The organism is Microvirga medicaginis (assembly GCF_052658925.1).
This window is the reverse complement of the sequence record NZ_JBQWEL010000001.1, coordinates 394671-418395: the sequence shown is the minus strand read 5'-3', so window position 1 is coordinate 418395 and position 23725 is coordinate 394671. Positions and strand designations below refer to the sequence as shown.

Here is a 23725-nt window from a genome sequence, read left to right as displayed (position 1 = left end):
CTCGCCGAGAGCGGATGCCGGGTCACCCCGTGCGCGCGGGGGGCAGCCAGGGTTGCCCGCTCACGGGGAGCGGCATGAGGATCTCGTCTCGGATCGAGGCGGCCTCGGGCTTGCCCGCCTGCGCGGCGGTCGCTCGCTTGATGTGGAGCAGGCCTCGAAAAGAAAAAGCCCCGGATCTTTCCGAGGCCTTCTACCCGCTCTCGTGAGCGGACTAAGGAGCCAGACCCCCTGCGTTCCACTTCAGACGGCCTAAGATCAGGATACCGATTCGTTTTTCAGTCACCAGTGGAGAAGGTCACCGGCCCGCTGGCGCAGCGGGGATCGGCCATCGAAAGCATGTCCCGGGCGACGACAAATTCCCCGAGGCCTCGCGCTGTCCCATGCACGAACCCAGCCTGCATCCGGGCGACCCCGCCGCCCTTATGTGACGTCCACTTCCGGGTGCGCACGTCGGTCACCTGGCACTCAACTGAGACGTCCCAATACCCCGGCCCGGCGCGCCGGAAGTACAAGATGGTGTCCCGCGACACCCCGTCCTTCACCACGTGCGCCTCGGCCGTCCAGGTTTCACCCTGCATGACGTCGGAGGCAGCAGCCGGGGCGGCCGCGAGCAGGCAGGCCAGGGCGACGGGCAGCCTCATTCCTGGTCGTCCTGCGGCGGTTCGATTTGGGCAGCCTGAATGCGCGCGATGTCGTCCAGCGTGAGATCCTCGACGCGGAGCACTTGGCGCGGGTTGTTGTCATTGGTCATGCGGCCAAGGCTGCCAGCTCCGAGAATCGGTCGTCAAGAGTCCCGCCCTGGTGGTACCCGCGCGAATCGCTAGCATTGGAGATCTCAGCCCCGCGGAATGGATCACTGCATTCGACCGCACATCGCCCGGAGCATGACACGGGGCCCGGCCGGTTGGTGCGGGCCCCAATCGACTCCTGGGAGGGGAATCCATGGCTGAGCTCACGAAGACATTCGCCCGTGCCGTCCTGCAGGCGTTCTCCGAGGGACGGGCGAGCAAAGAGAGGGCCGAGAAGCTAACCTAAAGGTTCAGGCGGCTCTCCGTGCGCCGAGCAGGTCGAGCCCCCTCGCCTGCCCCGGAGGCCAGGACGCGACTTGCGGGACGTTGTCCATCCGCTCGACATTCCGCCAGGGCGTCCAGACGGACCCGTCGTCGGTCAGGGTCACCACGGATCCGAAGGTCCCAGTACGCACGACAAGCCGCCCGTCCACCATGCAGCGGACCTCGTCGAGGACCTGCCGCAGGGCCTGGTTCGCGGCGGCCCGGACGGCGTAGCGCTCCGCATCCGGGCGGCCGACACACGTCCGCACGGCCGCAATGAGAGACCGGCGCTCGCCGGGATCCGTCCGGGCCGAAACGGCCACGAGCTCCCGTTTCGCCTCGGCCTCCTGCTCCTGCAGCTCGGCGAGTTTCACGCGGCGCTGCGCCAGGCGGTCTGCGACCTGCTGGCCGGCCTCGGCCAGATCAATCAAATTCTCGATCTTCTCGGCGACCTCCCTGCGCTCGCGCTCAATGCCGGCCAGGCGCTCGCGGATCGGCTGCTCCGCGTCCGTCGCCGGGGAGAGGTGCTCGAACGTCTCGGCCCAGCGCAGGATTTCTCGCTCCAGATCCGGATACGGGACCCTGGTCGCGTTTTCGCAGACGCCGTTCCTCTCGCTGGAGCAGCGCAGCACGACCGTGCTTCTGGGGCCCCTGTCACGGTAGACCATCCGGCCTCCGCAGTGGTGGCACGCCGTCACGCCGGACAAAATGTTGGAGAAACAGGTGCCCTTGCGCCCTCCCGCATTGCCCGGGCCGGACCGCGCGCGGGCCTCCGAAGCGGCCCGGGCCCGCTGCCAGAGATCATCTTCAATGACCCTTGGATAATATCCCTCGATGGGCTCACCGACGGGCACCCGGACGACCTTGCCATCCCGCTTCTCGATCCGGTGTGGTTGGTACCGCCCGATGAGGGCTTCGTTGTCGGTCAGCTTCTGCACGGTCCCGCCGTGCCACTCCCGGCCGTGCGTCCAGGGCTTCTCGCCTTCCTTGTTCAGCCGGCGGGCGATCTTGTCCCGGCCGATGCCATTGGCGAGGTCTTCCAGGACGCGGATGATGATCTTCTTCCGGTACTCGTTGACGATGAAGGTGGTGCGGTCGTCACTCAGGGTCAGCCATGCCGGGCAGCGGGCGGTCAGCTTCTTCGTCATGTCCTCGCGCTTGCGGCGCCAGGCCCGGATCAGGCGGTCGGATTTGCGGGCGCTCTCCTCGTGGGCCCGGGACATGATCGACAGGCTGACAATGAGCTGAGCAAAGTTCTGGTTGATGGTCTCCTCGGAGTAGATGTAGCCGTCCCCGACCGTGGCTATGATGATCCCACCTTCAAGGATGTCCTGGAACACACGCAAGGCCTTGAGCACGTGGTCGCGCGACAGGCGGTCCAGGCTCTCGACAATCAAGTAGGAGCCCTTCTCTATATCCCCGGCCTTCACCTTGCGCAGGAAGACCGCCAGGGCTCCGCGGTCCCGGTTCGAGCCGTCGAAGGCCGAGACGCCCAGGTCGCGCAGCGTGTCGTCAAGGTCGAGGCCGTGCTCGGCGACGAAGGCGTCGCGCATCTCCTCCTGGCGCGCGAGGCTATCGCCCTTCAGCTGGCGCTCGGAACTCATGCGGATGTAGGAATAGGCCTTGGGACGCGGCGACGCCATGTGAAACGAATCCTCCATATACTTAAGGTAGCATGGATTAACCGCTCATCATGCGACGATGTGATAAATACCTGCCGCGCGCAGCACATCATTGGCCGGCTCGCCGATCAGCCCGCGCTTGCCGGTGACGAGCGCAGCGCCAACACCACCGGCTGCGCCACCGATGGATGCCGCAATGCGTTGCGTGAGCGTATTGCGGGCTTCGTCGACACGCGCCGCCAGCCATAGCGACCAGTCGAGAGAGGTCGGCGACTCAAGCTGACGCACGGCTCCCGTGAGCGAACCGACTGCGCCGATTCCCCGGTAATAGGCATCGCGCGCAAAATCGTATCCGCCCGGCCATGCCGGCTGTGGCGGCGGCAACAGCCGCGCCGTGCCGGCAATGAACTGGCCTGCCGACAGACGATCCCCGTTGCGAATGGAAACACGCACCAGAAGGGGCCGCTCGGCCTCGGTCACCCCCTGCAGGCTGGAGACCCGCAGCAGAATGCGCTTGCCTTCTTCCCGATCCTCTACCGCATCGATGAAACCGGAAATCGGCGCAATCACGGTTCGGGTCAACACCGGAGCCGCAACGCTGCGCGTGCGGATCACGCCCGCTGAGAATCCGGCAAAAACAGCGGCAAGGCCGACACAAGCAGAAAGCGCCAGGAGATTGTGCCGCAGCCACACGGCGGCAGCCGTCAGAACCGTCACGGCTCCCAGGGGTGCCCAAAGCGAAGGTTGCTCGGCCTGGAAGAACAGGATGATCCCGAAGCCGAAGCACACGGCAAGCCACGGGAACAGCCGCCGCTGCTCGATTTCGTGCGCAAGGTTGCGTTCCAGCCAACCGCGCCAGTCGAGGGCGCCCCAATCCAGGGCCAGGCCGGACGAGCGAGGCAGCGCCACGGCCCGCGCGAGGCTGCGCGGGATCCTGTTTGGCTCTCCTTTGTTGTCTACGGTCATGGCTTTGGCTTAACGCAGGGTCGGTTGCATGGTAGACGAGCCCACGCTTCGGCCCAAACCGCCCTGTGGATGAGCCGGACGCGTGCGAGCTTGCTGTCCAAGCCGCGTAATCTTTTGAGAATTTCAAGTTAAGGTTCCCTGCGATGACCGTTGTCACCCGCTTCGCTCCCTCGCCTACCGGCTTCCTGCACATCGGCGGGGGACGCACGGCCCTGTTCAACTGGCTCTATGCCAAGCGGCATGGGGGCAAGATGCTGCTGCGCATCGAGGACACGGACCGGGAACGCTCCACGGAAGCCGCCATTGCGGCCATCCTCGACGGCCTGACATGGCTCGGTCTCGATTGGGACGGCGACGTAGTCTATCAGTTTTCCCGCGCTGCCCGCCATCGTGAGGTGGCCGAAACCCTGCTTGCCCAGGGTCGCGCCTATTACTGCTACGCGACGCAGCAGGAGCTGGAGGAGATGCGCGAGACCGCCCGCAAGGAGGGCCGTCCTTTGCGCTATGACGGTCGCTGGCGCGACCGCGACCCGTCCGAGGCGCCCAAGGATGTAAAGCCCGTGATCCGCCTGAAGGCTCCCACCGAGGGCGAGACCGTGGTGGAAGACGAGGTGCAGGGCCGCGTGGTGTGGCAGAACAAGGATCTCGACGATCTCGTGTTGCTGCGCTCGGACGGCACACCGACCTATATGCTCGCTGTGGTGGTGGACGATCACGACATGGGTGTCACCCATGTGATCCGCGGCGACGATCATTTGACGAACGCCGCCCGTCAGACGCAGATCTATCAGGCCATGGGCTGGGATGTCCCAAAGATGGCGCATATTCCACTCATCCATGGCCCGGACGGAGCGAAGCTTTCGAAGCGTCATGGCGCGCTCGGCGTCGAGGCCTATCGCAGCATGGGCTATCTGCCCGAGGCCCTACGCAACTACCTCGTGCGCCTCGGCTGGAGCCATGGCGACCAGGAAATCTTCTCCACTCAGGAGATGATCGACGCCTTCGATCTCGAAAGTATCGGCAGATCCCCGGCGCGCTTCGATTTCGCGAAGCTGGAAAATCTCAACGGCCATTACATGCGCCAGGCCGACGACAGACGGCTGGTGAATGCGCTCGAGGATTTGCTGCCTGAACTCGGCGGCGACGAGCACCATCTGGGCCGCAAGTTCACTCCTGCCCTGCGTGAGAAGCTGATCGCCGCCATGCCGGGCCTGAAAGAGCGCGCCAAAACCCTCGTGGAGCTCCTGGACAGCGCCTATTACCTCTATGCCCAGCGCCCCCTGAAGCTGGATGAGAAGGCAGCAGGCCTCCTTGCTGACGGCCGCGCGCGTCTGGTCGGTATTATCGAGAAGCTGCAGGCCATCTCCGACTGGAACTCTCAGAGCGTGGAAGCGGTGATCCGCGAGCATGCGGAGGCCATCGGAGCCAAGCTCGGGCAGGTGGCGCAACCCCTGCGCGCGGCTCTGACAGGCCGGGCCACCTCCCCCGGACTCTTCGACGTGATGGCGGTTCTCGGCAAGGACGAAACCCTGTTGCGGCTTCAGGATCAGCTCAAGGACGCGCCTGCTGCGTAGCAGGCGCACCCACCTTTAGATGTGCTTGCCCCTTACCAACGGATAAGCTACCGAAGGCACCATTCTCATACCCGACCGGCTGACCTCGGTCCGGCAACCGAAGCTCGAAGGCCTCCTCCGAATACTTGGTTGCTCTAGGTTATGCCCGGCCTCCTGCTGAAAGGGCGAAGACCCATGAGTTCCAACTCCACACTCTCAGTTGACAACAAGGCCGTGGAACTAGCGGTGAAAGAGGGCACGATCGGCCCGAGCGTCATCGATATTTCGAAACTCTATGCCCAGACCGGGATGTTCACCTATGATCCCGGCTTCACCTCGACCGCTGCCTGCGAGTCGAAGATTACCTATATCGACGGCGACAAGGGCGTCCTCCTCTACCGGGGCTATCCCATCGACCAGCTCGCCGAGCACGGCGACTTCCTCGAGACCTGCTATCTGCTGCTCTACGGAGAGCTGCCGACGGCGGCCCAGAAGGCCGACTTCGATTACCGCGTCACGCGCCACACCATGGTGCATGACCAGATGAACCGGTTCTTCACCGGCTTCCGCCGCGACGCCCACCCGATGGCGATCATGGTCGCCTGTGTCGGTGCGCTCTCGGCCTTCTATCATGACTCGACCGACATCTCCGATCCGCAGCAGCGCATGGTCGCCTCCATGCGCATGATCGCCAAGATGCCGACGCTCGCCGCCATGGCTTACAAGTACTCCATCGGCCAGCCCTTCGTGTATCCGCAGAATGATCTCGACTACACCTCCAACTTCCTGCGCATGTGCTTTGCCGTGCCCTGCGAAGAGTACAAGGTGAACCCGGTTCTCGCGCGCGCTCTGGACCGCATCTTCATCCTGCATGCCGATCATGAGCAGAACGCCTCGACCTCGACGGTGCGTCTCGCCGGCTCCTCGGGTGCCAACCCCTTCGCCTGCATCGCGGCCGGCATTGCCTGCCTCTGGGGCCCTGCCCATGGCGGCGCGAACGAAGCCGCCCTCAAGATGCTGGAAGAGATCGGCACGCCCGACCGTATTCCCGAGTACATCGCCAAGGCGAAGGACAAGAACGATCCGTTCCGCCTCATGGGCTTCGGCCACCGGGTCTACAAGAACTACGACCCGCGCGCCCGCATCATGCAGAAGACCACCCACGAGGTGCTCAACGAACTCGGCATCAAAGACGACCCGCTCCTCGACGTCGCCATGGAACTCGAGCAGATCGCGCTCAAGGACGAGTACTTCATCGAGAAGAAGCTCTACCCGAACATCGACTTCTATTCGGGCATCACGCTGAAGGCGATGGGCTTCCCCACGTCGATGTTCACGGTGCTGTTCGCGCTGGCCCGCACGGTCGGCTGGATCGCCCAGTGGAGCGAAATGATCGAGGATCCGTCCCAGCGTATCGGCCGTCCGCGCCAGCTCTACACCGGCGCGCCGGAGCGCGACTACGTGACCCTCGCCCAGCGCGGGTAAGATCATCCGGAAACGGACACGAGAAAGGGGCCGAAAGGCCCCTTTGTCTTTTATGGTCACGGCTACACTTGCCGCGACTGCTCACGCCTTGAAGCATGCCCCTCCTCCTGAGGAGGTCGCATCGCGACCGTCTCGAAAGATGATCCAGTGCACACTAGAGTCTCCTTCGAGACGCAGACTTCATCTGCTCCTCAGGAGGAGGTTGAGGCAAAAGGTGGCGGATATGATGTCGGAGTGCGTAACTATCGACGCGCTTCCAGCACCTCCTCCACAATGCGCGCCGCACGTTCGCTCGGCATCTCGTCGCCGATCCGCATCAGCTCATCGAGGCGCTGGAGAGCGGCCTCCTGGCGCTTTCGTTCCGGCGTGTCGGACAGAAGCGGCAGAAGCGCCGCTGCCAGGGTTTCCGGCGTGCAATCCTCCTGGATGAGCTCGGGAATCGCGTTTTCGCCGAGCACGAGATTGGTGAGGACAATGGATTGCGCCTTGATGAGCGGACGCAGGATCACGGCCTCGATTTTCGACACTTTGTAGGCCACTACCATCGGGATGCCGGAGAGGCCGAGTTCAAGGGTCACGGTGCCTGAAGCAGCCAGTGCCGCGTCGGCGCTGCGGAAGGCCTGCCACTTGGCGGCCTCGCCTTCCACGATGCACGGTTTCACGCTCCAGGAGGCCGTGCGCTCCCGGATCTCCTGCGCCAGATGCGGCACGGCCGGGAGCGTGACCTCGAAAGCACGGGGCGAGCGTTGCTGAAGCAGCTTCAACGTCTCACCGAAGGTCTCGATCAGACGGCTCACCTCGGAGCGACGGCTGCCGGGGAGCACGAGGAGATTAAGCGGTTCATCCTTGTGAAAATTTCGCTCGCCGGGTGCGGGCCTGAACTCGCCCACCCGCTCGATCAGGGGATGGCCCACATAGGTGGTCGGCGGCCCGCCGAGGCGCTTGTGCGCCTCCGGCTCGAAGGGCAGGAGCGCCAGGAGGTGATCAACATAGGCGCGCATCTTGGCGGCCCTGCCCGGACGCCAGGCCCAGACCGAAGGGCTCACGTAATCGACGATTGGAATATGCGGTGCGCGCTTGCGCACGGCCTTGGCGACACGGTGCGTAAAATCGGGACTGTCGATGATGACGAGCAAATCCGGATTGGCGACCACGGCCGCATCGGCAGTCAGATTGATCCTGTTCAATACCGTCGGCAGCCGAGCAATGACGGCGACAATGCCCATGACGGCAATGTCCTCCAACGGAAAGAGGCTCTTCAAGCCCTCCGTTTCCATGGCGTGCCCACCGACACCGCAGAAGCGCAGGCGCTCTGCTCCGAGCCGGGTTTTCAGGGCACGTATGAGCTTCGCGCCGAGCTGATCGCCCGATTCCTCGCCCGACACGATCCAGATGTTCAACGGCTTCGGATCAGCCACGAGCGGCCTCCATCCAGGGCAGGTCGACGGCGATGAGGAACAGGCCGAGACGGTCAGCCGTGCGCAAGGTCTCCTCCTGCTCCAAGACGAAGGTGGAGCCCGCGCCGATGGCGATCCCGGAGAGGCCTGCTTTCGCGGCTTCTGCAACAGTGCGCGGGCCGATGGTCGGCATGTCAACGCGCAGATCCTGCCCGCGCTTGGCGGCCTTGATCAGTACCCCGCCCTCTTTCCGACGGCGAAGTCCGAACCAGGATTGGCGAAGGCCCGTAACTCGGCGCAGCATGCGGTCCGTACCCTCGGGTCCTTCGATGGCGAGCACATGCTTGCGCGCGATGACGGCGCCCTGCCCGATATCGAAAGCCGAAAGCGAAGCGAGCAGATCGAGGCCGACCGCGATGGCCTGCTGGTCATCCTCGTTCGGTTTCAAGAATCCGCCCAAAGAACGTGCTGCAACGAGATTCGGAGCAAGCTCATGCGCACCCACGACCCGATGACCGCGCTCTTCGATGAGCATCACGGCGCCTCGCAGAACCTGGTCGTCACCACGGGTGATGACCTCTTTCACCTCCTGCATGTTGCGCAGGGCCGAATAGGCTCCAAGCAATGCGGAAAAGCCCGGTCGACGCACGGCGCCGACGAGGGAAACCGCGCGCGGCTTCCAGCTGTCCAGGGTGTGCAGGATGGTCTTGAGATCGAGAAGGCCCACATTCGCATGGGCTTTCTTGCGCAGTTCCGGCGCTGCAAAGCCCCGGAAGGCAAGCACGCGATAATCCTGCCCCGTCTGTTCGAGGTGCTCGACGACCTGAATGGGAAGGCGTCCGCTCCCGGCAACAATGGCAATCGGGCCGTTTGCAGAAGAAGCCAGCTCATGGGAGCCGGCTCCTGCTTCTATCTCACGCTGGGGCTGCATTCAGCCTCAACCGGAGGAGCTAACCGGATCCCGGGGCGTGCAGATCGAGCGATCCTTGCCCTCACGGATGAAGTCCAGGATTTCGTGCACGAAGGGGTGGTTACCGAACTCAGCCGCCACATCCTCGACGCGCTCCGAAAGCGTGCCTTCGTCTGCGAAGAGCAGGCGATAGGCGCGGCGGATGTCGTGGATCTGCTCGCGGGTGAAGTTGCGACGGCGCATGCCGATGATGTTGAGGCCCGCGAGATGCGCGCGGTTGCCCATGGCCATGCCATAGGGGATGAGATCGTTCTCAAGGCCCGACAAGCCGCCCACGAAGGCGTGGTTGCCCACACGGGCAAACTGGATCACTGCGGAGCCACCGCCGAAGATCACGAAATTGCCGACCGTGACGTGGCCTGCCAGCATCACATTGTTGGACAGGATGCAGTCGTTGCCGACCTTTGTGTCGTGGCCCACGTGAGAGCCGGCAAGAAAGGTGCAGCGGTCGCCGATAAGGGTGCGCAGGCCGCCGCCTTCGGTTCCGGGATTCATGGTCACGCCCTCGCGGATCATGCAATCGGCACCGATCTCCAGCGTCGAAGCCTCGCCGCGATATTTCAGGTCCTGCGGGATATGGCCAATGGACGCGAAGGGAAAGATGCGCGTGCGGGGGCCGATCCTGGTCTTGCCGGCAAGCGCCACATGGCTCATGAGCTGGCAGCCCTCGCCCAGCTCGACCTCCGGACCAACAGTGCAGAACGGGCCGATCTTGACGCCGGCCCCGATCTTGGCACCATCCTCAATAATGGCAGTCGGATGAATCACCGTTTCCATCAGTCGGTCACCAGCATGGCGCTGACCTCAGCCTCGCAGACGAGCACGCCGTCAACCTTGGCCTCGCCCTTGTACCACCACATGTTGCGGCGGTTGTTGAGCTTCTTCATATGGAACTCGACCCGATCGCCGGGCTGCACGGGCTTGCGGAACTTCACCTTGTCGATCGTCATGAAGAACACCTGCTTCGGCTTCGCCTGCTCGGCCATCTTGGCCTTCACGCAGATCGCACCCGCCGTCTGAGCCATGGCCTCGATGAGGAACACGCCCGGGAAAATCGGGCGAGACGGGAAATGGCCCGTGAATTGTGGCTCATTGAAGGTGACGTTCTTGATGCCGATGCACGAATTGTCGCCGTCGATATCGATGATCTTGTCGATCAACAGGAAGGGATAGCGGTGCGGCAACAGCTCGAGAATCTCGAGAATATCGGCGGTTTGAAGCGTGGTGGGCGCTTCGGACATGACTGAATTCTCCGGATAGGGCTGGCGTATCGATATTTTAGGACGATGCGCCGTCGTCTTTGTCGGAATCGCCCGTGGATGCAAGCTTTTTCAATGCGGTGATTTCACGGAACCATTCGCGCATGGGTCGGGCGGGAATGCCGCCCCAGCGTGCGCCCGGGGGGACATCGCCGTTCACGCCGCTGGTGGCGGCAATCTGCGCCCCCATGCCGATCCGCACATGGCCCTTGACAGCAACTTGGCCGCCGAGAGCCACATAATCCTCGAGCGTGCTTGAGCCGGCGATGCCGACCTGGGCCACGATCACGCAATGCCGCCCGATGACAACATTATGGCCGATCTGGACGAGATTATCGATCTTGGTGCCCTCACCGATCACCGTATCGCGGCTCGCGCCGCGGTCTACGGTGGTATTGGCTCCGATCTCAACGTCATCCTGGATGATGACCCGCCCGATCTGCGGCACCTTGAGGTGCCCCTGCGGCCCCATGGCGAAGCCGAATCCATCCTGGCCGATGCGCACGCCCGGGTGCAGGATGACGCGGTTTCCGATGAAGGCGTTGGATACGGTCACATGCGGCGCCAAGGAACAATCCCGACCGATCTTCACATGCGGGCCGATGACCGTATGAGCGCCGACGATGGTTCCCGCACCGATTTCGGCATAAGGGCCGACGACCGCGCCCGGATCCACGGTGACGCCATATTCCAGGCGCGCTGTCGGGTGAACAAAGGAACCTGGCGAGATGCCCGTGGCGGCAAAGGAGGATTCCGGCCGCATGGCGGAGGGGAACATCCTGCCCATGACCTGAGCGAAAACCCGATAAGCCAGCGGGGTCACGATCGCGATGGTGTGAGAGGGCACCTTCGACGCGAAACGAGGCGTGACGAGGCAAGCCCCGGCGCGAGTGGAACCTAGGGCGCCCACATAAGCCGGATTGTCCATATAGGCCAAGTCATTCGGGCCTGCGCTCTCAAGCGGAGCGACGCCTTTAAGCAAAAACTCCCCGTCGGCACCGTCGGGGAGCGTTGTCTGCGCCATCTCCGCCACCTGACGCAGGTTCAGCGTCTGGATTTGCGGAAAGAAAATTGATTCTGTCATGAAAACGTGAGGGCGCCATCAAGGCGCCCTCCCCGATTAGAAGCGTGTACCGCCAGAGAAGCGGAAGGCCTGGGTGCGGTCGCCACCGATCCGCGTGCCATCCGCCTGAAGCTCACCCTCTTCCTTCGAGAGAGCCACTGCGTAGTCGAAGCGGATCGGGCCGAGGGGCGAGCTCCAGAGGAGCGAAGCACCGACCGAGGAACGGATCTTGTCGCTATCAAGGACCCTGATGCAATCCTGCGGCTGTCCCGCAACCCGCTCGCAGACTCCGCCGCCATCGGGATCGAAAACGCTTCCGCCGCCAGGATTGAATTGGGTCGGGCCCTCATAGCCGTAGAGCGTACCGGCATCGGCGAAGACGGCACCCTTCAGACCCAGATCACGCGGCAAACCGAAGAGCGGGAACTGGACTTCGAGCGAACCGCCGAAATAGGTGGTGCCGCCGATGGCGTTGGCATTGGCGTCAGGGCTCGAAATATCGCGCGGACCAAGCCCGTTCGTGGCGAAGCCGCGGACCAGCGACGGCCCCATGAAGAAGTGGTCCACAATCCGCAGATCGGCGCCGTCATTGTCGTTTCCAAGTCCGACGATGTGACCACCCTGGACGCGCGCGATACCCACCACATCCTCGAAAATCTCGTAGTAGTAACGAGCATCGCCAGTGGCACGGAAGTAGCGTGAGTCACCGCCGAGACCGGCGAAGTCCGTCTTCACTTCGGCATAGAAACCGTTGCGCGGATCGCGGGTGCTGTCGAGGGTGTTATAGTTGAAGGTCAAGCCGGCAAGCGACGTGAGAGTGTCGCCCTGCGACTCCTTGATCGCCAGCGACGCCTCGCCATTCGCCAGACAGTTGGTGCTCGTCGTGACTCCCGGGATCGGGAACGAGCAGTCGTTGTACGGCTTATCCTCATCGTTCGGGATCGTCAGATCCTGCTGATACAGCGAGTAGCGCAGGGTGAGCGTGAACTCTTCCGTCATCGGCAGGCCGAGGCGGAGCTGACCACCCGTCATGCGGTTCTCATAGCGGGAATATTTGGTCTGATCGCTGAACTTCGAGAACAGGTCGATACCAGCAGCCATGCGGTAGCCGAGGAAGTACGGCTCCGTGAAGGAGAAGTCGATGCCGTGCGCGCGCTGGCCCAGCTGGCCCGCCACGCGAACGAATTGGCCGCGACCCAGGAAGTTCGACTCGCTGACCGAAACTTCACCGATGAAGCCGTCAGCCGTCGAGTAACCGCCCGAGATCGAGAAGGCACCGGTGGACTGATCTTCCACATCCACGTTCACGACCACGCGGTCGGCCGAGGAGCCCGGCTCATTGGAAATGCGAACGCGCTTGAAGTAGCCGAGGTTATTCAGACGGCGCTCGGCGCGGTCGATGAATACCTGGTTGTAGGCATCGCCCTCACCCAGGTCGAACTCGCGACGGATGACGTAGTCGCGGGTACGGGTGTTGCCACGGATGTTGATGCGCTCGATGTAGATACGCGGACCTTCCTCGACCACGTAGCCGAGATTGACCGTGCGGGTCGAAGGATCACGGGTGCCAACGGGACGAACCTGAACGAAGGGATTGCCCTGACGAGCCACGGTCCTGGTAACGGCCTGAACCGACTTCTCCACAGCATCGGCATTGTAGACCGAACCGGAAGAGATCGAGAGGTCGCTGCGCAGAGCCTCAGCATTCACCGTCGGAATGCGGGAATCGATGCTGACACTGCCAACCCGGTACTGCGGGCCTTCCTCGATGGCGATAGTGACGATGTAGCCGCCCGCATTGGGGTCGAACGTCACATCGCTGGAGACGATGCGGAAATCGGCATAGCCGTTCTTCAGGTAGTAACGGCGGATCAGTTCCAGGTCATTGGCGAGACGATCCGGATCATAGACGTCGCTGCTCTTCAGGAAACTGAGGATGTTGGTTTCCGTGGTCTGCATGATGCCACGCAGACGGCCGGCGGAAATCTCGTTGTTGCCGACGAAACGAATCTCTTTCACGCCCGTCTTGTCGCCCTCGACGATGGTGTAGACCACGTCGACGCGGCCATTCGGCAGGTCCACGATACGTGGCGTAACCTGGGCAAGACCACGGCCCGTGCGACGGTAGATCTCCAGGATGCGCTGCACGTCGGCGTCGATGGTTGCCTGATTCACGGGCGTACGGGCCCGGGTCTGAAGCTCACCCTCGATGAGCGCCTTCTCGACCTTGCTGTTGCCCTCGATGGCAACGCGGTTGATCAGGGGCCCCTGGGCGGCGGAAGCGCGGCGGCTCGTCTGCGGCGCCCGCTGAGCGAGAGCGCTGTCCGCAACGGTAAGGCCAGCCATCAGCGCGCTCATGGCAATCACTGCGGTGGCGGCCGGCTTCTTCCGGCGTGGCGTGGTCGTCGACATCATCAACTGGCCCGTTTCTTTTATACTTTGTCCGTCGCGGGGCAGGCCCGCGGGCTGGCGACAGGTGTCCCAACCTTATTTGGTGCTGCCCCGCTTGTACAAACTTTCGCCGCTATTGCAAACGGCCCATACAAACAGAGTAGCAATTTTTAACCGGCGTTGCGCCCTTGTCACGTTCTGCCCACCACAAATCCTGTGGCAAGGTGAACGAGTCCTCATCCGAACGAGCGGGTCAGGTCGCTCCAGGTCGCCAGAAGCATCAGCATCGCCACGAAGGCGAAGCCGATCCGGAAGCCGATTTCCTGGGCCCTTTCGCTCAAAGGCCGACCGCGAACGGCTTCAATTGCATAAAACAAAAGGTGCCCGCCATCGAGCAGCGGAATGGGAAAAAGGTTAATGAGGCCAATCGAGACGGACATGAAGCCGATCAGGTTCACCAGGCTGTAGATCCCGCCGACCTCATAGGCAGTGCCCGCGATTCGAGCGATGCCCACCGGCCCGGAGAGCTGGTCGATCGACTCTCGGCCCAGGATTAGGCGGCGCAAGAAGTTGAAGGTCCGATCCACCTGATTCCAGGTGTCAACGGCGCCAGCCTTCAAGGCGCCCCAAGGGGAATAGGAGATGCTCTTGATAGCTGAGCGGTCCTGGGGAGCCTGAACGCCCAGGAGGCCGATGCGCTGCTTGCCGAAGGGCGTCTCCCGCTCCTCCACCTTGGGAGTGGCTGTCAGATTCACGGCCCGACCGTCGCGCTCAACCACGAAATTGAGCGCCTCGCCCGAACTCGAGCTGACGATCATCTGCATGTCGGCGAAGGTCTCAATACGGGTGCCGTCAATGAAACGGATGACGTCATGAGGCTGGAAGCCCGCCTCTTCGGCCGCGCTACCAGGAATAACCCTCTCGATCACCGGCTCCAGGACCATCTTCCCACTGAAGTAGTTGAAGCCCGCAAAGATGGCGATCGCCAGGATGAAATTGGCGATCGGCCCCGCCGCAACTGTGGCTGCACGCCTGGCGACACTTTGATGAGGAAAACTGATAGCCCGCTGCTCGGGCGACATCTGCTGGAGGCCCTCTGCATCCGGAACGCTTGCCGCATTCACGTCACCGACGAACTTCACGTAGCCTCCGAGGGGAATAGCGGAGATCTTCCAGCGGGTGCCGTGCTTATCCGTCCAGCCGATTAGTTCGCGTCCGAAGCCGATGGAGAAGGCCGTCACGCCAATTCCGCACCGGCGTCCGACCCAGTAGTGGCCGTATTCGTGGATGAAGACCACCACCGTCAGCACTACAAGGAAGGCAAAGATGGTCAGAGCGAACGATCCTGTCGCCCCGCCGATTGTTGAAAGCCAGCCCATCATCGTCCCTTTCACGCTCTCAAGAGCGCATTAAACCTGCTTGGCGGGAATGAAGCGCCGTGCCATGTCTCGGGCCTCGCCATCAATGGCCAAGGCTTCCGCGACCGTCGCCGGAGCCCTCCCGCCTCCAGAGAAGGTTGAGCAAACGTCCTCAACTATCTCAGATATTGTATAAAATCCTATTTGGTCTGCCATGTAGGCCTCGACCGCGATCTCGTTGGCGGCATTCAGAATCGTGGGCATTGCCCCTCCGAACTGAAGTGCTGCCTTGGCAAGTGCCAGGCACGGAAACCGCACCTCGTCTGCTCTCTCGAAGGTTAAACGGCCAATCGCGGCAAGATCGAGACGGGGCAGGTCCATGAACAGCCGTTCGCGATTCTGCAGGGCATTGGCGATCGGTACCTTCATATCCGGCAGCGCAAGCCCTGCAGTCACGGCGCCGTCACCCCATTGGACGAGGCCATGAACGATGGCCTCGGGATGGACGAGCACATCGAGGCGTTCGCCCTCCAGATCGAACAGGTGGTGCGCTTCGATCAGCTCCAGCCCCTTGTTCATTAAGGTGGCGGAATCGATGTTGATCTTGGAGCCCATTGACCAGACCGGATGAGCCGAGGCCTCCTTGGCACTGGCCTTGGCGATCTGCTCCCGCGGCCACGTGCGGAACGGGCCGCCACTTGCGGTTATCACCGCCTTTTCCACATCGCCGTTCCGCCCTGCCGCCAGGGCATGTTCCAGAGCATTATGCTCGGAATCCACAGGCATGATCTCGGCGCCGATCCGGCGTGCATCCGTCATGAAGGCAGTGCCCGCGCAGACGAGGCTTTCCTTGTTGGCGAGAGCAATCCGCCTGCCCGGCTTCAGAGCCGCATGGGTCGGCTCCAAACCGGCGGTTCCACTGATGGCCGCCAGGATGATCTCGGACGGACGATCCACCGCCTCGAGCACCGCGGAGCGGCCTGCCCCGCTCTGAATTCCCGACCCGGCAAGCGCGTCTCTTAAGGCTCCAGCCCCACTCTCATCGGACAAAGCTGCGAACTTGGCCCCCAAGCGCTTGGCCGTTTCCGCCAGTGTCAGCGCATTGCGTCCACCGACAACGGCCTCGACATGAAACGCATCCCGATGCGCCAGAACCACCTCCGCCGTGGAGCGGCCAATGGAGCCGGTGGCCCCGAGGATCGTGAGGGAGCGGACCATGAAAGATTATGTAACTCCGGACGCAACGAGAAGAACAATACCGGCAATGACAGCAACGGCCCAGAAACCGTCGAGGCGGTCCATCACGCCGCCATGACCAGGAATAAGATGGCTCGAATCCTTCACATCGCAATGGCGCTTGAGCGCCGACTCGCCCAGATCGCCGATCTGGCTTGCAATGGAAGCGACCATGGAAAGTGCTATCGTACCCCACGGATGAAAGGAATGTGTCACACCGAAGCGCTCGCCCACCCACACGACCAGAAAGCCGGCAAGAGATGCGGCAAAGAGCCCCCCAAAGAACCCTGACCAGGTTTTCTTCGGGCTGATGGCGGGGCAGAGCTTCGGTCCTCCAAAAGCACGGCCGGTAAAATAAGCGGCGATATCCGTCGCCCAGACCACCGCGAACATCCAGATGAGTCCGAGAACGCCGACGTCCGGATAGGCCCGGACCATGGGCGGCACGAGAACGATCACCATGGCGTAGGCAAAGCCGGTGGCTGCCCAGAGTTTGTTGTAGGTGCCCTTCGTGAGCAGCATGCCGAGAGCCAGGGCAACAAGAGCCGTCACGGCTCCGGCCGTGAAGCTCACGTCGGATAGGAAAAGCACGGTGAGAGCCAGAGCTCCCAAACCGAAAACTGTCTGCACGATCCGGCGCGGCTCGACCTTGGTCATGTCCGTCCATTCGACCATCACGGCGATGCCGGCCGCGAGCCAGAACAGGGCAAAAGGCCAGCCGCCCCAATAGGCGGTTCCCAAAGCCAGCGCGACCATCACGATCGCGGACAGAACCCGGGTCTTCAGCTCGCTTGTGGGTGGTTTAGGAGCGCTTGACGTCAAGGCGGGGCCTTCGTGGGAAGCCATCGTCAGCTAGCCTTGGCGCTCAGGCCGCCGAAGCGCCGGTCGCGGCGGGAATACTCATCAATGGCGGCCTTGAAGATCGCCTCGTCGAAATCGGGCCAGAAATCGGGCAGGAAGACGAACTCGGAATAGGCCGTTTGCCACGTGAGGAAGTTCGACACCCGCTGCTCGCCGGAAGTGCGGATGACGAGATCCGGATCGGGGATGCCGCGCGTGTCGAGCGCCTCGCCGATCATGCCCATGTCGATGGCGGACGGATCGAGCGTGCCTTCCTTGACCTTCTGGGCCAGAGCGCGCACCGCGCTCACGATCTCCTGGCGGCCGCCGTAATTGAAGGCAATCACCAGGGTCAGGCCCGTATTGTTGCGGGTCAGCTGCTCAGCCTCATCCAGCAGAAGGCGAATGTCGGAGGCCAAGCCCCCTCGTTCGCCGATGATCCGAACGCGCACATTGTTGGCGTGGAGCTCGGCCAGATCGTGGCGCACGAAGCGCTTGAGAAGCCCCATGAGGAAGGAGACCTCCTCTTCGGGGCGGCGCCAATTCTCGGCGGAGAAGCTGTAGACGGTCAGATACCGGATGCCGAGATCGGTGGCCGTACGCACGGCACGCCGGATCGCCTCGATGCCTTTGCGGTGGCCCTCGAAGCGCGGCAAGCCTCTCTGAGCGGCCCAACGGCCGTTTCCATCCATGATGATGGCAACATGGGCCGGCGCCCCCTCGCCCGTTCCTTGACGGGCCAGAATGGGAGCCGACCGCTTGGCTTCGCCGCTCATGATGCGTTTCCGATGCAAGTCTGAAGTTGATCAGACTTGCATGATTTCCTTTTCCTTGGCCACCAGCAGGTGGTCGATTTCAGCAACGAACTGATCGGTAGCCTTCTGGACTTGGTCACCATCGCGCTTGGCATCATCCTCGCTGATGACCGAGTCCTTCTCGAGTTTCTTGAGCAGGTCGAGACCGTCGCGGCGCACGTGGCGGACGGCAACGCGCGCCTCTTCAGCATATTTGTGCGCGACCTTCACCATCTCCTTGCGACGCTGCTCGTTCATCTCGGGGATGCGCAGGCGGATGACTTGGCCTTCCGTTTGCGGATTGAGGCCAAGATCCGACTCACGGATGGCCTTTTCCACGGCAGAAACCATGCCGCGATCCCACACCTGAACGCTGAGCAGGCGCGGCTCCGGGACGTTGACGGTGGCGACCTGCGAGATCGGCAGCAGCGAGCCGTAGGCATCGACCTGAATCGGGTCGAGAAGGTTCGGCGAAGCGCGGCCCGTACGCAGGCTGGCGAGGTCGTTCTTGAAAGCGTTGATGGCGCCCTGCATTCGGCGCTTGACATCGGCGAGGTCAAAGGTCGTAGCCATGGAGATCTTTTCCTTACGCGAACTCTCTAGAAACGGGCTTACGCTGCCCAAGGTCCCGCATCAAGGCCCCAGAGCATCGGACCCAAAAGTGGGCACCACTTTTGGGACTCATTCGATGCCTTTTTGAGTGACGCATCGTTTTGTGCGGAAAACCGGAACCACTTTTCCACACGATGCGCCTTACGGGACCACAATTGTCGACGGCACATTTCCGAGCAGGAGATCGGTGACCGAGCTCGGCGCGTGGACCGAACCGACGATGATCGAGAGCTTGCTCTCCCGGGCCAGGGCGAAGGCGGCCGTGTCCATCACCTTCAGATCCTTGGCGATGGCTTCGTCATGGGTGAGGCGATCGAAGCGGACGGCGCTGGGATCCTTCTTCGGGTCGGCGGAATAGACGCCATCTACCTGGGTCGCCTTCAGCACCGCATCGCACCTGAGTTCCGCTGCACGCAGCACCGCCGAGGTATCGGTGGTGAAGAACGGGTTACCGGTGCCGCCGGCAAGTACGATCACCTGTCCCTTGTCCAGGTGATGCAGAGCGGGCTGGCGGGCATAGGTTTCGCAGATCGTCGGCATGGATACAGCCGACATGGTGCGGGCCGGAACGCCTGCAGCGTTCAGGGCCGTCTCGATGGCCAGGGAGTTCATGACGGTGCCGAGCATGCCCATGGAATCGGCGGTGGGACGGTCGATCCAGCCGGCAGCGCTCATGCGCGCGCCGCGAATGATGTTGCCGCCGCCGATCACGACAGCGATCTCGAATCCGGCCTTGGTGGCTCTGGCGAGATCCCGGGCCAAGCGGGAAAGGACTTCGGAATCCAACCAATATCCATCGGGAGCCATCAAGGCCTCTCCCGAAAGCTTCACCAGAATGCGCCGGAATTGTGCCACTGTCGGTCTCCTCGTTTCGCGATCATTTCAGCATGGCTCGCCGGAAGCCATTATCCAGATGAGGGCTTCGGGCCATCTCAAAGGATAGGGTTCAGGAGAGTTTGCCGGATTTGTAGCCTTCTCATGAAAACGGCGGCTGAGAAGCCGCCGTTTTTGTTTCTTGCTTTAGGCCTTGAGACCGGCCTGGGCCGCGACTTCTGCCGCGAAGTCTGGGGCCTCTTCCTTCTCGATGCCCTCGCCGAGAGCGTAGCGGACGAAGGCCTTCAGAGCGACCGGCTTGCCGGCCTTGGACTCGGCTTCCTTCAGCACCTGCGTCACAGTCTTGGACGGATCGTGCACGAAGGGCTGCTCGAGGAGCGTGACTTCCTTGAAGTAGCTCTTCAGGCCGCTCTCGATGATCTTCTGCATGACGTTGTCCGGCTTGCCGGCGTTCTTATCGCGCAGGATCGCGGTCTCGCGGTCAATGGTGGCCTGGTCGACGCCCGAAGCGTCGAGAGCAACCGGGCTGGTCGCAGCCACGTGCATGGCGATCTGACGGCCGAGCGTGCTGAGAGCCTCAACGTCCCCCTCGGACTCAAGCGCAACGAGCACGCCGATCTTGCCGAGACCCTCGGCGACAGCGTTGTGCACGTAAGTTGCGATCACGCCCTTCGAGACTTCAAGCTTCGCGATGCGGCGCAGGGTCATGTTCTCGCCGATGGTGGCGATGAGCTCCTGCAGGCGATCCTTCACGGTCGTGGACGAACCGGGGAACGTAGCGGCTTCAAGCGACTCGATGGTGCCGTTGCCGTTCAGGCCGATCTTGGCGGCCTCGCGGACGAAAGCCTGGAACTGGTCGTTGCGGGCAACGAAGTCCGTCTCCGAGTTGACCTCGAGGATGGTGGCCGTATGACCGGACGACTCGACGGCAACGAGTCCCTCGGCAGCAACGCGGCCGGCCTTCTTGGCAGCCTTGGAGAGGCCCTTCTTGCGGAGCCAGTCGATGGCGGCTTCCATGTCGCCGTTGGTTTCGGCGAGAGCAGCCTTGCAGTCCATCATGCCTGCGCTGGTCGTCTCGCGCAGCTCCTTCACCATCGCAGCGGTGATATTCGCCATGGCTTATCCTTTCACAGGTTCTTGCATAGAGGGAGCCCGGCGCTCATGGAACGCCGGGCTCGATCATTCGTTCAAGCGCCGCCGGAGCATCAGACCCAAAAGTGGATTTGCACTTTTGGGGTCCATCCGATGCCCCTATAGAGTAGCGCATCGTTTATGGCGGAAAACCGGATCCACTTTTCCGCACGATGCGCTGCAGGCGGCGCCAAGAGATTTACGCCGCAGCGGCTTCGATCATCGCGCGGGCCTGATCGATCCAGCCGTCACGCTCGAGGCGGCCGTTCAGCTTCAGGTCCTTGTCGAGCTGGGCGATGTCGCCCGGCTGCATGGCGGCCAGCTGCCAGTAATGGAAGATGCCGGCTTCGTTCAGCTTCTTCTCGAGCTGCGGGCCAACGCCGTTCAGCTTGGTCAGATCGTCCGGAGCGCCGCGGGGAGCGGCCAGACGCTCGAACTGCTCGCCTTCATAGGCGGCGGTATCATTTGCCGGGAGCTCTTCGGCCATCGGGTTCTCGGACTCGCCGATGTCGATGCCCATGGCGCCAGCACCACGGGAGATGCCATCGAGAGCGGCGCGGGCAACGAGGTCGCAATAGAGCGAGATCGCACGGCCGGCGTCGTCGTTGGCCGGGACCGGGAAAGCGATGCCGTCCGGATCGCAGTTCGTGTCGACAATGGCAGCAACCGGGATGCCGAGGCGGTTCGCCTCCTTGATCGCCAGCTGTTCCTTGTTGGTGTCGATGACGAAGATCAGGTCAGGCGTGCCGCCCATGTCCTTGATGCCGCCGAGAGCACGCTCGAGCTTCTCCTTCTCACGAGCGAGCATAAGACGCTCTTTCTTCGTGAGGCCCTGGCCGCCACCGGCGAGGATCTCGTCGACCTTGCGCAGGCGCTGGATCGAGCCGGAGATCGTCTTCCAGTTGGTGAGCATGCCGCCGAGCCAGCGGGAGTTCACATAGTACTGAGCCGAACGCTTGGCAGCATCGGCAACGGCATCAGCAGCCTGACGCTTCGTGCCGACGAAGAGCACGCGACCGCCCTTGGCCACCGTGTCACTGACGGCCTGGAGGGCGCGGTGCAGCATCGGGACCGACTGAGCGAGGTCGATGATGTGGATGTTGTTGCGGGTGCCGAAGATGTATTGACCCATCTTCGGGTTCCAACGGTGGGCCTGGTGGCCAAAGTGAGCGCCAGCTTCCAGCAGCTGACGCATCGAGAAATCAGGAAGCGCCATAGTTTTTCTCCGGTTAAGCCTCCGCGGAACAGTGGACCGGCCCTGCCGGCCACCGGGATACCTCATGGGCTCACGAGGCGGTTTCCGCGTGTGGAATGGGGGCGCATATAGGGGTAAACGGCTCAAAACGCAAGCTGAAATGGCAAGGTAAGAGCCCACAGGAGACAAAGGTCTGCGGAAGATCGCGAATGTCTGGCCTATCCCTGGGTTCCTAGGGCTCTGCTTGTCCCCAGAGCCTTGCGCTTTGTCTCATTTTTCAGGGATCTGGTCAGCGGGTCCCCTCTCCAGATGCCCCGGCTCACATGCTCCGCCATGATGCGAAAGGTCGAATCGCCCGCTTCCCCGCCCCCACCTCGTTTTCACATCGTTACCGGCAATTGCGGAACTATGGCTCAGCGATAGAGGCCGCTTCCCTCGTCAAGCCTGACAGGATGAGAATGATCGGGCCCATAAGAGCGAAGGAGGCAATCATCGCCCAGGCTTCGTTCGTTGCCGCGGCCAGCCCCGCACGCTCGAGCAGCGGACGCACATAGGCCTGAACCATGGGATTATCGGGAGACGGCAAGGGTCCCGACAGGAAGCTTTCGGGAATACCGATGGCACGCGCGGCCTCAAGATCCCCTGTCGTGAGACGGGCCAGCAGGACCCGTGAATGCTCGGGAGCACGGGTCCAAATCACCGTGTCGATCAGGGCAAGACCGATCGCGCCACCGAGATTGCGCATGAGATTGAACAGGCTGCTCGCATTGGGCACGCGCTCGGGCGAAAGATGCCCCAGCGCGACGCGCGTCGGAGGCAGAAGACAGAGCATGATCGCAATGCCGCGAATTATCTGCGGCCAGAACATCTCATAGAAGTCTGCATCACGCGGCTGAAATGCGCTCAGACCGAGGCCAAGGCCGAAGAGTACAAATCCGATGATTGTGAGGACGACAGCGTTGACCCGGCGTTCCGCCCGAATGACGAGAGGAGCGGACACGAGTTGTGCGACACCGGTGACCAACATGATCTCTCCGATACGCAGCGCCCCATGGCCCCGTACGAAGGAGAGAAAGACAGGCATGAGGTAGACAGAACCATAAAGTCCGATGCCGGTGAGAAAACTCAATGCGCACCCGACGACAAGGCGCCGATCGCGGAGAGCCGACAGGTCCACGACAGGCTCTGAGGTCCGCAATGAACGGGTGACAAAAAGACTTCCTGCAACAATACAGAGAGCGAAGATCGCAAAGACACCCGGCGACAGCCACCCACGGTGGGGGGCTTCCTTCAATCCTATTTCCAGGGCGGCAAGGCATAAAGCAATGCTGACCAATGCGAGCCAATCGAATGCACGTGCCAAGCCGAGGTTCGAACGGTCCCGCGGCATGCAGAACAGGCCGACCAGGCCGGCGGCAAGGCCGGGAGCGACGTTGATCAGGAACAGCCAATGCCAGGAATAGGTCTGCGTGATCCAGCCGCCGACGACGGGACCCAGTGTCGGTGCCAGGACGGCAAGGACGCCGGCGATGGTGGTCGCAACCGGCTCGATGTTTTTCGGAAAAAGCAGGAAGACCGCTGAAAAGACCAAAGGAATCAGCGTCCCTCCCGCGAACCCTTGCAGCACCCGCCATGTCGTCAGCGAAGCGAATCCGGTGCTCGCGGCACAGCCGATGGAGGCCGTCGTGAAGATGGCGACGGCGATCGTGAACAGACCGCGCATGGTCAGCATGCGTGTCAGCCAGCCAGTCAGCGGAATCGAGATCACCTCGGCAATGAGATAGGCAGTCTGCACCCAACTCATCTGATCTGGCGGGATATCGAGTGCAGACCGGATTTCCGGCAGGGACGTGGCCACGACCTGGATGTCCAGGATCGCCATGAACATGCCGAGTCCCATAGCGCAGAAACCTGCCCAGGTGCGAAACGAAACGAATTCGTCCGGCACAATGCCCGCCGTCATCGCC

General features: G+C 62.5%; 20 protein-coding genes. 2 read left to right on the top strand and 18 right to left on the bottom strand.

Annotation, left to right across the window (positions count from 1 at the left end):
- Positions 1-275: 275 nt before the first annotated feature.
- The 3 genes from ACUXUR_RS01970 to ACUXUR_RS01960 all read right to left on the bottom strand — a co-directional run bounded on the left by ACUXUR_RS01970 (position 276) and on the right by ACUXUR_RS01960 (position 3640).
- The gene (locus tag ACUXUR_RS01970) at positions 276-641 is read right to left on the bottom strand and encodes a hypothetical protein (protein WP_445500642.1); all 366 of its coding nucleotides are present in this window, start codon (positions 639-641) and stop codon (positions 276-278) included.
- A 398-nt stretch (positions 642-1039) separates the two neighbouring features.
- Positions 1040-2695 (bottom strand): recombinase family protein, encoded by a 1656-nt coding sequence (locus tag ACUXUR_RS01965; RefSeq protein WP_445500641.1) that lies wholly within the window; start codon positions 2693-2695, stop codon positions 1040-1042.
- Positions 2696-2743: 48 nt separating this feature from the next.
- Positions 2744-3640, bottom strand: coding sequence for a DUF4131 domain-containing protein (locus ACUXUR_RS01960; protein WP_445500640.1), 897 nt, complete (start codon positions 3638-3640; stop codon positions 2744-2746).
- A 143-nt stretch (positions 3641-3783) separates the two neighbouring features.
- Here ACUXUR_RS01960 and gltX point away from each other — a divergent pair, with 143 nt between their 5' ends.
- The gene (gene gltX, locus ACUXUR_RS01955; RefSeq protein ID WP_445500639.1) at positions 3784-5214 is read left to right on the top strand and encodes a glutamate--tRNA ligase; all 1431 of its coding nucleotides are present in this window, start codon (positions 3784-3786) and stop codon (positions 5212-5214) included.
- Between the two features lie 174 nt (positions 5215-5388).
- Complete coding sequence (gene gltA, locus ACUXUR_RS01950) at positions 5389-6678, top strand: citrate synthase (RefSeq protein WP_445500638.1); 1290 nt, start codon at positions 5389-5391, stop codon at positions 6676-6678.
- Positions 6679-6920: 242 nt separating this feature from the next.
- Here gltA and lpxB read toward each other — a convergent pair whose 3' ends face one another.
- The 15 genes from lpxB to ACUXUR_RS01875 all read right to left on the bottom strand — a co-directional run bounded on the left by lpxB (position 6921) and on the right by ACUXUR_RS01875 (position 23721).
- Positions 6921-8096 (bottom strand): lipid-A-disaccharide synthase, encoded by a 1176-nt coding sequence (gene lpxB / locus ACUXUR_RS01945; RefSeq protein ID WP_445500637.1) that lies wholly within the window; start codon positions 8094-8096, stop codon positions 6921-6923.
- Positions 8089-9006: an LpxI family protein gene (locus tag ACUXUR_RS01940; protein WP_445500636.1), complete on the bottom strand. Its 918-nt coding sequence runs from the start codon at positions 9004-9006 to the stop codon at positions 8089-8091. Before ACUXUR_RS01940 ends, lpxB begins: the two co-directional genes overlap by 8 nt.
- A gap of 6 nt (positions 9007-9012) precedes the next feature.
- On the bottom strand, positions 9013-9822 hold the full coding sequence (gene lpxA, locus ACUXUR_RS01935) for an acyl-ACP--UDP-N-acetylglucosamine O-acyltransferase (RefSeq protein ID WP_445500635.1): 810 nt from the start codon (positions 9820-9822) through the stop codon (positions 9013-9015).
- On the bottom strand, positions 9822-10286 hold the full coding sequence (fabZ, locus tag ACUXUR_RS01930) for a 3-hydroxyacyl-ACP dehydratase FabZ (protein WP_445500634.1): 465 nt from the start codon (positions 10284-10286) through the stop codon (positions 9822-9824). The genes lpxA and fabZ overlap by 1 nt, the downstream gene beginning before the upstream one ends.
- Positions 10287-10323: 37 nt before the next feature.
- Positions 10324-11388, bottom strand: a complete 1065-nt coding sequence (lpxD, locus tag ACUXUR_RS01925) for a UDP-3-O-(3-hydroxymyristoyl)glucosamine N-acyltransferase (protein WP_445500633.1) — start codon at positions 11386-11388, stop codon at positions 10324-10326.
- Positions 11389-11424: 36 nt separating this feature from the next.
- Positions 11425-13782, bottom strand: a complete 2358-nt coding sequence (gene bamA / locus ACUXUR_RS01920) for an outer membrane protein assembly factor BamA (protein WP_445500632.1) — start codon at positions 13780-13782, stop codon at positions 11425-11427.
- Positions 13783-13994: 212 nt separating this feature from the next.
- Positions 13995-15137, bottom strand: a complete 1143-nt coding sequence (rseP, locus tag ACUXUR_RS01915; RefSeq protein ID WP_445500874.1) for an RIP metalloprotease RseP — start codon at positions 15135-15137, stop codon at positions 13995-13997.
- Positions 15138-15167: 30 nt separating this feature from the next.
- Positions 15168-16334: a 1-deoxy-D-xylulose-5-phosphate reductoisomerase gene (gene dxr, locus ACUXUR_RS01910; protein ID WP_445500631.1), complete on the bottom strand. Its 1167-nt coding sequence runs from the start codon at positions 16332-16334 to the stop codon at positions 15168-15170.
- A gap of 6 nt (positions 16335-16340) precedes the next feature.
- The gene (locus ACUXUR_RS01905; RefSeq protein ID WP_445500630.1) at positions 16341-17174 is read right to left on the bottom strand and encodes a phosphatidate cytidylyltransferase; all 834 of its coding nucleotides are present in this window, start codon (positions 17172-17174) and stop codon (positions 16341-16343) included.
- Between the two features lie 26 nt (positions 17175-17200).
- Entirely contained in the window at positions 17201-17968 is a 768-nt protein-coding gene (locus ACUXUR_RS01900; RefSeq protein WP_445500629.1) for an isoprenyl transferase, read from the bottom strand.
- 30 nt (positions 17969-17998) lie between these two features.
- A complete protein-coding gene (gene frr / locus ACUXUR_RS01895; RefSeq protein ID WP_445500628.1) occupies positions 17999-18559 on the bottom strand; it encodes a ribosome recycling factor in 561 nt (186 codons plus the stop codon).
- 180 nt (positions 18560-18739) lie between these two features.
- A complete protein-coding gene (gene pyrH / locus ACUXUR_RS01890) occupies positions 18740-19453 on the bottom strand; it encodes a UMP kinase (RefSeq protein WP_084730790.1) in 714 nt (237 codons plus the stop codon).
- Positions 19454-19618: 165 nt separating this feature from the next.
- On the bottom strand, positions 19619-20548 hold the full coding sequence (gene tsf / locus ACUXUR_RS01885) for a translation elongation factor Ts (RefSeq protein WP_445500627.1): 930 nt from the start codon (positions 20546-20548) through the stop codon (positions 19619-19621).
- A 214-nt stretch (positions 20549-20762) separates the two neighbouring features.
- Complete coding sequence (locus tag ACUXUR_RS01880; RefSeq protein WP_445500626.1) at positions 20763-21779, bottom strand: 30S ribosomal protein S2; 1017 nt, start codon at positions 21777-21779, stop codon at positions 20763-20765.
- Between the two features lie 385 nt (positions 21780-22164).
- Positions 22165-23721, bottom strand: a complete 1557-nt coding sequence (locus ACUXUR_RS01875) for a DHA2 family efflux MFS transporter permease subunit (RefSeq protein WP_445500625.1) — start codon at positions 23719-23721, stop codon at positions 22165-22167.
- Between the last annotated feature and the right edge of the window lie 4 nt (positions 23722-23725).

What these genes read in the sequence shown, in the direction of transcription:
- ACUXUR_RS01970 (WP_445500642.1), bottom strand. Translation starts at nt 641, where the DNA reads ATGAGGCTGCCCGTCGCCCTGGCCTGCCTGCTCGCGGCCGCCCCGGCT.
- ACUXUR_RS01965 (WP_445500641.1), bottom strand. Translation starts at nt 2,695, where the DNA reads ATGGCGTCGCCGCGTCCCAAGGCCTATTCCTACATCCGCATGAGTTCC.
- ACUXUR_RS01960 (WP_445500640.1), bottom strand. Translation starts at nt 3,640, where the DNA reads ATGACCGTAGACAACAAAGGAGAGCCAAACAGGATCCCGCGCAGCCTC.
- gltX (WP_445500639.1), top strand. Translation starts at nt 3,784, where the DNA reads ATGACCGTTGTCACCCGCTTCGCTCCCTCGCCTACCGGCTTCCTGCAC.
- gltA (WP_445500638.1), top strand. Translation starts at nt 5,389, where the DNA reads ATGAGTTCCAACTCCACACTCTCAGTTGACAACAAGGCCGTGGAACTA.
- ACUXUR_RS01940 (WP_445500636.1), bottom strand. Translation starts at nt 9,006, where the DNA reads ATGCAGCCCCAGCGTGAGATAGAAGCAGGAGCCGGCTCCCATGAGCTG.
- lpxA (WP_445500635.1), bottom strand. Translation starts at nt 9,822, where the DNA reads ATGGAAACGGTGATTCATCCGACTGCCATTATTGAGGATGGTGCCAAG.
- fabZ (WP_445500634.1), bottom strand. Translation starts at nt 10,286, where the DNA reads ATGTCCGAAGCGCCCACCACGCTTCAAACCGCCGATATTCTCGAGATT.
- lpxD (WP_445500633.1), bottom strand. Translation starts at nt 11,388, where the DNA reads ATGACAGAATCAATTTTCTTTCCGCAAATCCAGACGCTGAACCTGCGT.
- bamA (WP_445500632.1), bottom strand. Translation starts at nt 13,782, where the DNA reads ATGATGTCGACGACCACGCCACGCCGGAAGAAGCCGGCCGCCACCGCA.
- rseP (WP_445500874.1), bottom strand. Translation starts at nt 15,137, where the DNA reads ATGGGCTGGCTTTCAACAATCGGCGGGGCGACAGGATCGTTCGCTCTG.
- dxr (WP_445500631.1), bottom strand. Translation starts at nt 16,334, where the DNA reads ATGGTCCGCTCCCTCACGATCCTCGGGGCCACCGGCTCCATTGGCCGC.
- ACUXUR_RS01900 (WP_445500629.1), bottom strand. Translation starts at nt 17,968, where the DNA reads ATGAGCGGCGAAGCCAAGCGGTCGGCTCCCATTCTGGCCCGTCAAGGA.
- frr (WP_445500628.1), bottom strand. Translation starts at nt 18,559, where the DNA reads ATGGCTACGACCTTTGACCTCGCCGATGTCAAGCGCCGAATGCAGGGC.
- tsf (WP_445500627.1), bottom strand. Translation starts at nt 20,548, where the DNA reads ATGGCGAATATCACCGCTGCGATGGTGAAGGAGCTGCGCGAGACGACC.
- ACUXUR_RS01880 (WP_445500626.1), bottom strand. Translation starts at nt 21,779, where the DNA reads ATGGCGCTTCCTGATTTCTCGATGCGTCAGCTGCTGGAAGCTGGCGCT.
- ACUXUR_RS01875 (WP_445500625.1), bottom strand. Translation starts at nt 23,721, where the DNA reads ATGACGGCGGGCATTGTGCCGGACGAATTCGTTTCGTTTCGCACCTGG.